At 67.2% G+C, this 12,271-nt stretch carries 11 protein-coding genes and 1 tRNA gene; 5 read left to right on the plus strand and 7 right to left on the minus strand.

Going from position 1 to position 12,271, the window contains the following annotated elements; genetic code table 11:
* Positions 1 to 52: 52 nt before the first annotated feature.
* Positions 53 to 2,110 (plus strand): enoyl-CoA hydratase-related protein, encoded by a 2,058-nt coding sequence (locus tag QMG28_RS16985; RefSeq protein ID WP_281843511.1) that lies wholly within the window; start codon positions 53 to 55, stop codon positions 2,108 to 2,110.
* Positions 2,111 to 2,114: 4 nt separating this feature from the next.
* Here QMG28_RS16985 and QMG28_RS16990 read toward each other — a convergent pair whose 3' ends face one another.
* Both QMG28_RS16990 and QMG28_RS16995 read right to left on the minus strand, forming a co-directional pair.
* Positions 2,115 to 2,330: a hypothetical protein gene (locus tag QMG28_RS16990; RefSeq protein WP_281843512.1), complete on the minus strand. Its 216-nt coding sequence runs from the start codon at positions 2,328 to 2,330 to the stop codon at positions 2,115 to 2,117.
* A gap of 27 nt (positions 2,331 to 2,357) precedes the next feature.
* Positions 2,358 to 2,588 (minus strand): peptidase, encoded by a 231-nt coding sequence (locus tag QMG28_RS16995; RefSeq protein WP_281843513.1) that lies wholly within the window; start codon positions 2,586 to 2,588, stop codon positions 2,358 to 2,360.
* Between the two features lie 280 nt (positions 2,589 to 2,868).
* On the opposite strand from QMG28_RS16995, the gene QMG28_RS17000 reads away from it, so the two are divergent.
* A complete protein-coding gene (locus QMG28_RS17000; protein ID WP_281843550.1) occupies positions 2,869 to 3,138 on the plus strand; it encodes a DUF2312 domain-containing protein in 270 nt (89 codons plus the stop codon).
* A gap of 28 nt (positions 3,139 to 3,166) precedes the next feature.
* On the opposite strand, the gene QMG28_RS17005 is transcribed toward QMG28_RS17000, so the two are convergent.
* Complete coding sequence (locus QMG28_RS17005; RefSeq protein WP_281843514.1) at positions 3,167 to 4,042, minus strand: hypothetical protein; 876 nt, start codon at positions 4,040 to 4,042, stop codon at positions 3,167 to 3,169.
* A gap of 101 nt (positions 4,043 to 4,143) precedes the next feature.
* Between QMG28_RS17005 and QMG28_RS17010 the strand changes: the two genes are divergently transcribed.
* On the plus strand, positions 4,144 to 5,802 hold the full coding sequence (locus tag QMG28_RS17010) for an ABC transporter permease (RefSeq protein ID WP_281843515.1): 1,659 nt from the start codon (positions 4,144 to 4,146) through the stop codon (positions 5,800 to 5,802).
* A gap of 42 nt (positions 5,803 to 5,844) precedes the next feature.
* Positions 5,845 to 5,920: transfer RNA gene (locus QMG28_RS17015), tRNA-Thr, on the plus strand.
* Between the two features lie 332 nt (positions 5,921 to 6,252).
* Here the strand turns inward: QMG28_RS17015 and katG are convergent.
* Positions 6,253 to 8,433, minus strand: coding sequence for a catalase/peroxidase HPI (katG, locus tag QMG28_RS17020; RefSeq protein ID WP_281843516.1), 2,181 nt, complete (start codon positions 8,431 to 8,433; stop codon positions 6,253 to 6,255).
* A 321-nt stretch (positions 8,434 to 8,754) separates the two neighbouring features.
* Between katG and QMG28_RS17025 the strand changes: the two genes are divergently transcribed.
* Positions 8,755 to 9,759, plus strand: coding sequence for a hypothetical protein (locus tag QMG28_RS17025; protein ID WP_281843517.1), 1,005 nt, complete (start codon positions 8,755 to 8,757; stop codon positions 9,757 to 9,759).
* Positions 9,760 to 9,765: 6 nt separating this feature from the next.
* On the opposite strand, the gene QMG28_RS17030 is transcribed toward QMG28_RS17025, so the two are convergent.
* The 3 genes from QMG28_RS17030 to QMG28_RS17040 form a co-directional block, all read right to left on the minus strand.
* Complete coding sequence (locus QMG28_RS17030; protein WP_281843518.1) at positions 9,766 to 10,074, minus strand: hypothetical protein; 309 nt, start codon at positions 10,072 to 10,074, stop codon at positions 9,766 to 9,768.
* A 269-nt stretch (positions 10,075 to 10,343) separates the two neighbouring features.
* On the minus strand, positions 10,344 to 11,375 hold the full coding sequence (locus tag QMG28_RS17035) for a quaternary amine ABC transporter ATP-binding protein (RefSeq protein WP_281843519.1): 1,032 nt from the start codon (positions 11,373 to 11,375) through the stop codon (positions 10,344 to 10,346).
* Positions 11,368 to 12,258 (minus strand): ABC transporter permease, encoded by an 891-nt coding sequence (locus QMG28_RS17040; protein ID WP_281843520.1) that lies wholly within the window; start codon positions 12,256 to 12,258, stop codon positions 11,368 to 11,370. Before QMG28_RS17040 ends, QMG28_RS17035 begins: the two co-directional genes overlap by 8 nt.
* Positions 12,259 to 12,271 lie beyond the last annotated feature (13 nt).

Consider the following 12,271-nt stretch of genomic DNA (forward strand, 5'->3'; position numbering starts at 1 on the left):
GGCCGGCGCGCCCTGCGGTGCGGACGGCTCTGAGCGAGGCGCAGGGGGCCCGATGGGCGAATTGGTCGAGTATTCCGTGCGGGAGGGCGTGGCCCTTGTCATCGTCGACAATCCGCCGGTCAATGCGCTCTCCCAGCCCGTGCGTGCGGGGATCGCCACGGCCATAGCCGCCGGGATCGAAGACCCGCAGGTCGGTGCTATCGTGATCCGGGCCGAGGGCCGCACCTTTCCTGCCGGGGCCGATCTGCGAGATTTCCGCCCGGACCATGAAACGCCCAGCCTCGGCACGCTCTGCAGCGCCATCGAAAACAGCCCCAAACCGGTGATCGCCGCCATTCATGGCACCGCGCTTGGCGGCGGGCTGGAGCTGGCGCTGGCCTGCCATTACCGGCTGGCGAGCGACGACACCCAGCTTGGCCTGCCCGACGTGGCGCTGGGCCTCGTGCCTTCGGGTGGCGCAAGCCAGCGCCTGCCGCGCCTCGTCGGCCCGCGCGTCGCGCTCGACATGCTGCTCGGCGCGCGCCCGGTGAGCGCCGAACAGGCCGCCCGGCTCGGGCTGATCGACAAGGCGGTGCACAAGAACCTCGAACGCGCCGCGCTCGGCACGGCCCGCAATATGATCGACAGCGCCACCGGCCCCCGTCCCAGCCGGGACCGCGCCGAGGGGATGGCCGACCCGACCGGCTATCTCAACATCGTGTCAGAGCGCCGCACCGGCCTCGCGGGCGACAAGCGCATCGCGGCGGCAAAGGCGGTGGATCTGGTCGAAGCGGCCTTGCTGCTGCCCTTCGAGGCCGGCCTGGCGCTGGAGAAGGTAACTTTCGACGATCTGGTGGTGAGCGATCAGGCGCGCGGGTTGCGTCATCTGTTCCTTGCCGAGCGGCGCACCGCGCGCGGCTCGGCCATTGGCAGCGAGACCGCGCGCCGGATCGAGCGGGTGGGCATCGCCGGCAGCGGCAGCCATGCGCTCGCGCTGCTGCGCGGCTGCCTCGGCGCGGGGATGCGGGTGACGTTGCAGGACCATGACACCGAGGCATTGGCGGAGGTGGCGATCCATGTCGAGGCGGGGCTGGGGCAGGATGTCGCCCGGGGCCGCCTCGCGGATGAGCGCCGCGCGGCGCTGCTGGCAGCGTTTTCCACCGCGAGCGATCCGGCGGCCTTCGCCGATTGTGAGCTGGTGATCGAGGCGATGGACGAGGGCGATGCCGCCCGCCGCGCCGCGCTGGCCGGGATCGCGGCCGCGACCGGCCCGGGCATCGTGCTGGCCACCACCTCGACGGGCATCGACCTCGATGCGCTGGCGGTGGAGACCGGGCGCGGGGCCGATCTGATGCGCCTTCTGTTCCATCCGCCGTCGCCGCGCAGCGGCGTGGTCGAGATCGCCCGCGCGCAATCCGGCGCGGGCGATCTGGCCGCCACCGGCGTGGCCTTCGCCCGGGCGCTCGGCAAGGTGCCGATCCTGCCGATGCGCGCGGGGCCGTGCCTGTCGGTCACCGTGTTCGGCGCCTTCATCGCTGCCGCGACCCACCTGCTCGAAGAGGGCGCGCATCTGGCCGAGATCGACGCGGTGCTGCGCGATTACGGGTTTGCGCAAGGCCCCTTCCAGCGGCTCGACGCCGATGGGCTGGAGTATGCGCCGGGCGCGGGGCGGGGGCTGATCGCCCAGATGATCGCGCGCGGCTGGACCGGGCAGCGCACCGGGCAGGGGTTCTACGCCTATGGGCCCGAGGGCAGCCCGATCGGCGCCAACCCGGCGCTGGCGGGGCTGATCGACGAGCGCCGGCGCGTGGCGGGGATCGTCCCGCGCCGGGTGCCGGTGGCGGAGATCGAGGCGCGCTGCATCGACGCGATGACCAATGCCGGCGCGGCGCTGGTGGCGGATGGCGTGGCCGCGCAGCCTTCGGATGTCGATGTGGCGCTGGTGCTGGGTTTCGGCTTTCCGCGCTGGCGTGGCGGGCCGATGGAGGCGGCCGACCGCACCGGGCTGCTCGTGGCGCGCAACCGGATGCGCGGCTGGGCCGAGGGGCGCGACGGGGCGCTCTGGGCGCCCGATCCGATGTTTGACGATCTGATCAAGAACGGCCACGGCTTCGACAGCCTGAACCGGTGACGCCTCAGGCGAGGATCACGCCCACCACCACCATCATCAGCCCGAGCGCCGAGAGCGCGAAAGCGCCCATGTTGAGCGGCATGGCACGGGCTACAGCCTCTTTCAGCGCCTCGTCCGACAGGCCCGCGCGCCTGGCCTTCAGCACCCGCAGGAGCGAGACCACCAGCCCGACCAGGCCGATGGCCGAGACGATCACGCCGATCACGATGAGCAGTTTCATAGGCACTCCTGTGCGCCGGGGCCGGGCTTACGCCACGAGGAAGTAGCGCGTGATCCCGTAAATATAAAGCCCCGCGAAGACGATATTGATGTATTTGAGCTGTGGCTCGCGGTGCAGCCAGGCAAAATAGATCCAGAGCAGGCAAAAGGGCAGGCTGAGGATCATCGGCCAGGGGTGCCAGTTCTGCACGAGCGCGATGGTCGAGCCGATGCCGAGGGCGAAGGCCAGCCATTTCAACTCCTGCTCGAACCGCGACATCGGCGCACTCCACTCTGGCCTTGCCCGATGCGTGCCGCGAACGGCCGGGCACCGGACGACGCAATCCCGCAACCGCAGGCGATATGTTCATTCGCGAATATGCCCGCTTCACGTCAGGCGTGCCGTGCGGGACAAGGGAAGAAGGCCGGTGCCTGTCGGCGACCGCGCTCCCTGGGGTGGGGATACGCGATATCCGCGCCGGTCTCAAGCCTGGCGGTGAGCCCTTGAAGGGGCGCGGCCACCCCTGTAGCAAGGCGTGACCCAACCCCCGGAGGACGAGATGGACGTGATGGAAGACGAAGGCAAACCGTCGAGCTACCGCGTGACGGCAGACGAGCTGCGCCAGTTTATCGAGCGGTTCGAACGGCTTGAAATGGAAAAGAAAGACATCGCCGACCAGCAGAAAGAGGTGATGGCCGAGGCCAAGGCGCGCGGCTACGACACCAAGGTGATGCGCAAGGTGATCGCGCTGCGCAAGCGCGACCGCGACGAGATCGCCGAAGAGGAAGCGGTGCTCGAAATGTACAAGGAAGCGCTGGGCATGCAATAAGCCCCGCGCCCGGCGCTGCCCTGCCGGTTCAGGCGGTGAGCAGCGTCACGCCGGGGATGCGGGCGATCTCGATCATGTCATCGTCATATTGCGCGGTGAGGCGGTCGATCAGCTCCGGCGTCCATCCCGGCAGGTCGAGCTCTTCCTCGACCTCGTCTTCCAGTGCGTATTTGTCGAGGAAGGCCGCGAGGATCCGGCGGCGCTGGATCTCGGTGGCGGGCGGGTGGCTGCCGAGATAGCTGCGCAGCCGCTTCACCCCTTCCTTGGCCATGATCTGGCTGAGAATGTCGAACCCGCCCTTGAAGCGAACCTGCGGCTCGATCCCGCTGACCTCGTGCATCACCTCGGGCCAGATCAGCGGCGTATCCTCGTTGCACCAGACGGTGATCGGTGCGTCGGGATTGGCCTCGCGGATATCGCGCACCACGCCCGACCAGCGCAGCTCTTCCGGGTCCAGATCGGCGGTGTAGTCCTCGAAGGTGCCGCGATTGAGCTTGTCGAACAGCGCCGGCACGAAGGTGGCCGGATCGCGCAGGGCGAGGAAGAACTCCACCGGATGATCGGGGAAGAGCCGGCGCAGCTCGTGGGTGTTGCGCCCGGCATTGCGGTAGAGCACCCCGTGGCGCACCGCGTTGAAATGGTTCGACATAAAGCTTTCGTGCGAGAGCACCAGACGCTCGGCATCGTCGGTTTCGAGGATGTCTTCAAGCAGCACGTCCTGCGCATCGGGCGTCGGCGGTGCGCCATCGAGCTTGTCGAGCACGGTGCGAATAAGCTTGCGGTAGCGCCCGGGCCCCGGCACCGCCACGCCGGCACTTTGCAGGGCGTTGACGTTTTTCAGGAGGGACTTGATCAGTTGGTCCTCATCGGTGCAATGGGCGCCGAGATGGATGGAAACCGTCATCTGATGCATGTCGCCGTGCCGATATCCGCTCACTTGCCAGGTCCGGCGCCAATATACTGGCTTTTCTGGACAGTTAAACCGAATTCGGGGTATGGGCAGTCATGGTCGACCAAAAGAGTCAAGTTTCCGCCCCGCGCCTCGCCCTGCGCCGCCCGAACCTGTGGTCTCTCGGGGCGCTGGTCATCGGCGCGCTGGTGGTGGCGCCGATCGTGGCGATCCTGTGGATGGCGCTCAACCCCGACGAAAATGTCTGGCCGCACCTGATCTCGACGGTGCTGCCGCGCTACCTTGCCAATACCGGAGTGATCGCCGGGTCGGTGGCGCTGCTCGCGGCCTTTGTCGGCACCGGATCGGCCTGGCTCATCGCCATGTATCGCTTTCCTGGCTCGCGCTGGCTGGAATGGCTTCTGCTCTTCCCGCTGGCGATTCCGGCCTATGTCGGGGCCTATGCGCTGGTTGACTTCCTCGAATATTCCGGCCCGGTCCAGACGGGCCTGCGCGGCTTTTTCGGCTGGGAAAGCGCGCGCGATTACTGGTTTCCCGAGATCCGCAGCCGCTGGGCGGCGGTGATCGTGCTCGCCGCCGCGCTCAACCCTTACGTCTACCTGCTCGCCCGCACGGCCTTTCGCGAGCAATCGGGCGGCATCTACGAAGTGGCGCGCGCGCTAGGGGCAGGGCCGTTTGCCCGGTTCTGGCGGGTGGGCCTGCCGCTGGCGCGCCCGGCCATCGCCGCCGGCTCGGCCATCGTGATGATGGAAACCCTGTCGGATTTCGGCGTGGTCGATTACTTCGCCGTGCAGACGCTGACCACCGGCATCTTCACCACCTGGCTGCAGATGGGCAATGCCGGCGGCGCGGCGCAGATCGCGATGGTGATCCTCGTTCTGGTGCTGGTGCTTATGGGCATCGAGAAGGCCAGCCGCTCGCGCAGCCGCTTCTACCAGGCCGCCCGCCACCAGCGCCCGGTGGAAACGATCCGCCTCACCGGCTGGCAGGCCTGGCTGGCCACGGCGCTCTGCGTGGTGCCCTTTCTCGTCGGCTTCGTGCTGCCGGTGAGCGTGATCGGCGGCCACGCGCTGGCCAATGCCGGGGAATGGACGGCGCCCGGTCTGGGCGAGGCGCTGCGCAACACGCTGACCGTCGGCGGCGCGGCGGCGGTGGTGACGGTGTTGGGCGCGCTCTTCCTCGTCTACGGGGTCAAGCTCACCGGCTCGCGGCTGCCGCGCCGGATCATGCCGGTGTCGACCATCGGCTACGCCGCGCCCGGCGCGGTTCTGGGAGTGGGCATCCTGATCCCGCTCGCCACGCTCGACAACGCTGTTGCCGACACCATCCTTGCCCTCACAGGCTGGGATCCGGGGCTGATCCTGACCGGCACCGCCTTTGCGGTGGTCTATGCCTATGCGGTGCGCTTCTTCGCCATCGCCCAGGGCGCGGCGGAAAGCGCGATGGACCGGGTTTCGCCCTCGCTGCCGATGGCCGCCCGCTCGCTCGGGCGCACGGCAGGGGGTGCCCTGCGGGCTGTCTATGTGCCGCTCATCCGTGGTTCGGTGGGCACGGCGCTGCTGCTGGTGTTCGTCGACAGCGTGAAGGAGCTGCCCGCCACGCTGCTCCTGCGCCCGTTCAACTACAACACGCTGGCGACGCGGGTCTATGAGAAGGCCTCGCTGGAGCAGATCGGTCAGGCCGCGCCCGCCGCCATGCTGGTGATCGCCGTCGGCCTCGCCGCCGTGGCCCTCGCCGCCCGCGCCAGCCGATGACGCTTGAACGGCAGGCACGGACCGGCTAAATCCCCGCTACGTGCCCCTATAGCTCAGCTGGTAGAGCATCTGATTTGTAATCAGAGGGTCGGGAGTTCGAGTCTCTCTGGGGGCACCATAGCATCGGATATCCCATTGGTTTGCCTCAGCTTTATCGAAAGATGGAGCGAGCGTGGAACATCGGGGAGACTAAAGCTGCACCCCGCTTATTTGTTGAAGATGGTGTCTTCTGCGTCATGCGGCGTGCCGCGAAAGAACTGCGGCACCACTACATCTCGGGGAAAATCTCGTATTCGCTACGGATGAGGGGAGCACCCTGCCGGGCAGAGGGTGAAAGCGATCAGCGCCGGCATGGCGGCAATGACGAACGGGCCCGGAGCCATCGCTCCGCCCAACGAAAAGGGCGGCGCCTTTCAGCGCCGCCCTTCTGGGTGAGTGGTGGTGGTCAAATCAGGCGAGGTCGAAGCGGTCGGCGTCCATCACCTTGGTCCAGGCGGCCACGAAGTCGTTCACGAACTTCTCCCTGGCGTCGTTCTGGGCGTAGACCTCGGCCAGCGCCCGCAGCTGCGAGTTGGAGCCGAAAACGAGGTCAACGCGGCTGGCGGTCCATTTCACGTCGCCGGTCGCCCGGTCGCGGCCCTCGAACGTGTCGGCATCGGCATCCACCGGCTTCCACTCGGTGCCCATGTCCACCAGATTGACGAAGAAGTCATTGGTGAGCTGGCCTTCGCGGGCCGTGAAGACACCGTGCTTGCTGCCGCCATGGTTGCCGCCGAGCACGCGCATGCCGCCCACGAGCACCGTCATTTCCGGCGCGGTGAGGGTGAGGAGCTGGGCCTTGTCGACCAGCATTTCCTCGGCCGGAATGGTGAACTTCGTGCGCATGTAGTTGCGGAACCCGTCGGCTTCCGGCTCAAGCGGCTCGAAGCTCTCGGCATCGGTCTGCTCGGCGGTGGCATCGCCCCGGCCGGTCGAGACCGGCACGGTCACGTCGAAGCCCGCATCCTTCGCGGCCTTCTCGACCGCGGCGGCGCCGCCGAGCACGATCAGGTCGGCCATCGAAACCGAGCCGTGGCTCTTCTGGATGCCTTCCAGAACGCCGAGCACCCTGGCCAGCTGCTCGGGCTGGTTTGCCTCCCAGCGGTTCTGGGGGGCAAGGCGGATGCGCGCGCCATTGGCGCCGCCGCGCTTGTCGGAGTGGCGGAAGGTCGAGGCCGAGGCCCAGGCGGTTTGCACCAGCTCGGACACCGACAGGCCCGAAGCGAGGATATCGGCTTTCAGCTCGGCCACATCCGCCTCGGACAGCGCGGTGCCGGCGGGGATCGGATCTTGCCAGATCAGGTCTTCAGCCGGAACCTCTTTGCCGAGGTAGCGCGCTTTCGGCCCCATGTCGCGGTGGGTCAGCTTGAACCAGGCGCGGGCGAAGGCATCGGCGAACTCGTCGGGGTTCTCATGGAACCGTTTCGAGATCGGCCCGTAGATCGGGTCCATCCGCATCGACATGTCGGCGGTGGTCATGATCGTCGGCACTTTCTTCGTCGAATCGTGCGCCGCCGGGGCCATGTCCTCTTCCTTCGGGTTGATCGGGGTCCATTGCCAGGCGCCCGAGGGGCTCTTTTCGAGGTTCCATTCGTAGCCGAACAGAAGGTCGAAATAGCCGTTATCCCATTTGGTCGGGTTGGCGGTCCAGGCGCCTTCGATCCCCGAGGAGATCGTGTCGTCGCCATGGCCCGAGCCGTAGGAGGATTTCCAGCCGAAGCCCATCTCTTCGAGCGGGGCCGCTTCCGGCTCGGCGCCAACGAGCGCCGCGTCGCCGGCGCCGTGGGTCTTGCCGAAGGTGTGGCCGCCGGCGGTGAGCGCCACGGTCTCTTCGTCGTTCATTGCCATGCGCGCGAAGGTCTCGCGCACGTCGCGGCCCGAGGCGAGCATGTCGGGGTTGCCGTCCGGCCCTTCGGGGTTGACGTAGATCAGGCCCATCTGCACCGCCGCGAGCGGGTTTTCGAGATCGCGCTCGCCGGAATAGCGGCTGTTATCGGCCTTGGAATCGGCCAGCCACTCGGTTTCGGCGCCCCAGTAGACGTCTTCCTCGGGCGAGTAGATGTCTTCGCGGCCGCCGCCGAAGCCGAAGGTTTTGAAGCCCATCGATTCCATCGCCACGTTGCCGGCGAGGACCATCAGGTCGGCCCAGGAGATCGCGTTGCCGTATTTCTGTTTGACCGGCCAGAGCAGGCGGCGGGCCTTGTCGAGGTTGACGTTGTCGGGCCAGGAGTTGAGCGGCGCGAAGCGCTGGTTGCCGGTCGAGGCGCCACCGCGGCCATCGGCGGTGCGGTAGGTGCCGGCCGAGTGCCAGGCCATGCGGATGAAGAGCCCGCCGTAATGGCCGTAATCCGCCGGCCACCAATCCTTGCTGTCGGTCATCAGCGCGGTGAGGTCGGCCTTGAGCGCGTCGAGGTCGAGCTTCTTGAATTCCTCGGCATAGTTGAAATCGGCGCCGAGCGGGTTTTCCTTCGCGCTGTGCTGGTGCAGCACGCGCAGGTTCAGCTGGTTCGGCCACCAGTCGCTGTTCGAGCGCATGCTGAAATTCGTGGTGCCGTGGGCGACCGGGCAGCCGCTGGGTTTGGATCCGTCCATCTCTCTCTCCCAAGTTGAGGTGTTGCGTTCGCGCAAACGAAGTATCCTGTGCAACCACGCCGCAACCGCTTGTCCCGTTCATGGGGCGGTTTCGGGTGAATCGGGCATTCCCGATCCGTTATGGCCTCAGCGAGTCTCCATTCTCAGGGGCGACAGTATCAAGCGGGGTCGATTGGCAAAAGTTTCATTTTGTGATTGAGGTGATAATATTGGATTATGATAATGCAGTCGCCCGTATCTGCTGGCCGCGGCCTTGACGCAGGTCATGTCCGCGTGGTGCCGCCGGGGCTATGGCGGCGGGGTCAGTCCGGGGGAGGTGAGATGAGCACGGCGCAAAACGGGATCGGCGGCGAAATCCGGGTCCGGCTTGGCCGCGATGGCGAGGCGATCGGCGCGGTTGAAATCCTGTCGACCCGCCCGCGCGACGCGGCGCGGATCTTCGTCGGTATGCCGGTGGACCGGATGTGCGAGACGATTGGGCGGGTCTTTTCGCTTTGTGGCACCGCCCAGAGTGTGGCCGCGTTGCGCGCGGCGGAGGCGGCGCAGGGCCTCGATTCCGAACCGGGCGTGGAGGCGGCGCGCGATCTGGCGCGTCTGGCCGAGATGCTGACCCAGACGGCGATGCGGCTGGCGCTGCATTGGCCCCGCGTGTTGGGGCTGGAGCCGCGCCCGGAGATCGTGCGTGCCTGCCTTGCCGCCGAACGGCAGATCGAGGCGGAGGCGCTGGGGCCCGGCTGGCGCAGGCCCGGGGCGGGGGCGGCGATGCCGGGCGCGGCGCTGGCCGAGGCGCTCGGGGCGCTCGATACGCTGATCGAGGCGGCCGATCCCGGTGCGCCGCTGGCCGAGGCTTTGGCGGCGCGCGGGATCGAGGGCTATGGCGCCTTGCCGGGCGCGATGGCGCCGGAGGCCGGAGCCTTCGCCCGCAACTGGGAAGCGCCCCGGGTGGCGGCGCTGCGCGAGGCCCATGGCGCCGGGCTGGCGGCCCGCCTCGCGGCCAGCCGGGCGGAACTGGAAGACCTGCCGCTGCAAATGCTGGCGGCGCTGAACCGGATCGCCGCCACCCCGGCGCGGTCGGCCCGGCGCGACACCGGCGACGGCATGGCCCGGGTGGAAACGGCACGCGGGCCGCTCACCCACCGCCAGCGGCTCAGCGACGGCGTGGTTGTGGCCTGCGCGACCGAGGCGCCGACCGAGGCGAATTTCGCCCCCGGCGGGCCGGTCGCTGCCGGGCTGAGGGGTGCACCTCTGGATGCGGTGGCCGCAGAGCTTCACCTGCTCGCCATCGACCCCTGCGTTGCCTGTTCCATCGAATTGGCAGAACGGTAGCGCCGGTCAGCTCTTGCCGCCCAGATCCCGTGCCGCCTGTTGCCGCAGGCTGTGGGTGAGGGGCGCGCTGTCGGTGCCGGCGGTGTCTTCCGGCAGTACCGAGAGGCGTGGCCAGCTTCCTTCGCGCAGCTCGCGGGCGAGGGCTTTGGGCAGGGCGAGAAAGGTGCTCTCGCGCATTGCCAGAATGCGGCAGCGCATCCGTTCGGCCAGCACGCGCTCGGCCAGCAGCCCCAGCGGCGGGGCATAGGCGCGGATGCCTGCATCGCTGCACAGGGCGGTGTCGGTCCGGTTGCCGATGAAGATCACGTCGTTCATGACGCATGTCCTCCCAGATGGTCCGGCGCCGGCCCCCGGCCAGCCCTGACGCGCGTTGTGCGGCCGATAGGCGACCGCCTTGATCCTTCTCCCCCCGCGCACCGTGCCCCGGCGCATCTTTCCGTAACGTAAAGCATAAGGCGGAGTCTGTCCGCCTTGATCTCGATCATGGTGTGTTTGTGCTTACAAAGTCGCAGGTTTTTGTAACGCGCACATGAAAAACCGGGCCGAAAAGGCCCGGTTTGCCGTTTTTTGCGCCGTGGCGCCTGTCAGCCGTGCAGCGCCTGAATGGCCTGCGTCAGCGTCGCCGTGCCTGCAAGCGTGCCATCCTTGCGCTCGACGAGCACGGTCTGATCCGGCGCGTCGGACATGGTGAGCATCGCTTCCTCCAGCACCGTCGAGGCGGGCAGGGTGGGCAGGCCATCGGGCGGGGCCGCGCCCTCGGCGAGTGGCGCGGCCAGCGCGCGCAGGCGGATCACCTTGGCGCGGTTGATGTCCTTGATGAAGTCGCGGATGTAGTCGTCGGCCGGTTTCAGCACGATATCCTGCGCGTCGCCCTGCTGCACCATCGCCCCGTCGCGCAGGATGGCGATATCGTCGCCAAGCCGCAGCGCCTCGTCGAGATCGTGGGTGATGAAGACGATGGTCTTGTGCAGTTCGGCCTGCAATTCGAGCAGGATCGACTGCATGTCGAAGCGGATCAGCGGGTCGAGCGCCGAAAAGGCTTCGTCCATCAGCAGGATGTCGGCATCCGTCGCCAGCCCGCGGGCGAGGCCCACGCGCTGCTGCATCCCGCCCGACAGGTGGCCGGGATAGTGCTCCTCGTAGCCGGTCAGCCCGACCCGGTCGATCCAGTGCTGGGTGCGCTCGGCGATCTCGGCTTCGGCCACGCCCTGCACTTCCAGCCCGTAGCCCACATTCTCGCGGATCGTCCGGTGCGGCAGCAGGGCGAATTTCTGAAACACCATCGACATCTTGAAGCGCCGCAGGTCGCGCAGTTGCGCATCGTTCATCGCCAGCACGTCCGCGCCATCGACGGTGATCTCGCCGCCGGTGGGTTCGATCAGCCGGTTGATATGGCGGATCAGGGTGGACTTGCCCGAGCCGGAGAGGCCCATCACCACCTGAATCTGCTTCTCCATGATGTCGAGCGAGACATTGTTCACCCCGAGCACATGGTTGTGCTTGTCCAGCAGCTCGTCCTTGCCCATGCCCTCGTCGCGCACGAAAGGCAGCACCTTTTCGGGATGGTCGCCGAAGATCTTGTAGAGGTTCTTGATGCGGATTTTCGGTTCAGTCATGGCCTTGCCCCCGATAGGCCTGCAGCCGTTTGCCGTAGCTCTGCGAGATGCGGTCGAAGATGATGGCGAGCGCCACGATGGCGAGGCCGTTCATCAGCCCGAGCGCGAGATACTGGTTCGAGATTGCCCGCAGCACCGGCACGCCGAGCCCCTTCACCCCGATCATCGAGGCGATGACGACCATGCTCAGCGCCATCATGATGGTCTGGTTCACGCCGGCGAAGATATTCGGCAGTGCCAGCGGCACCTGCACGCCAAACAGCTTCTGGCGCGACGAGGCGCCGAAGGCGTCGGCCGCTTCCAGCACCTCGGTATCGACGAGGCGGATGCCGAGATTGGTCAGCCGCACGATTGGCGGAATGGCGTAGATCAGCACCGCGAGCAGGCCCGGCACCTTGCCGATACCGAGCAGCATCACCACCGGGATCAGATAGACGAAGGAGGGGATCGTCTGCATCACGTCGAGCACCGGGGTGATCAGCGCCTGCATCCGGTCGGAGCGCGACATCAGGATGCCGATGGGAATGCCGATCAGGATACACAGGAAGGTGGCGACCGAGATGATCGCCAGCGTCGCCATCGTGTCTTCCCACATGTCGAAGATGCCGATCACGATGAAGGCGAGCACCGCGCCGGCGGTGATCTTCCATGACCGCGAGCCGAGCCAGGCCAGGCCGCCGACGATCACGAGGATGATCGGCCAGGGCGTGGCGATCAGCAGTTTCTCGAACCAGACGAGAAATTTCAAAAGCGGATCGAAGAAGTTTTCCAGCCCTTCGCCATAGGTGCGCGAAAACCCCTTGAACGCCTCGTCGATCGCCTTTTTCATTTCCGCCAGCTCACGGCGGCCAATGGCCGGGAAGTCAGTGAGAAACTCCCACATCGTCCATATCCCC

It is taken from the genome of Sinisalibacter aestuarii (assembly GCF_027923545.1).
Taxonomy (GTDB): Bacteria; Pseudomonadota; Alphaproteobacteria; order Rhodobacterales; family Rhodobacteraceae; genus Sinisalibacter; species Sinisalibacter aestuarii.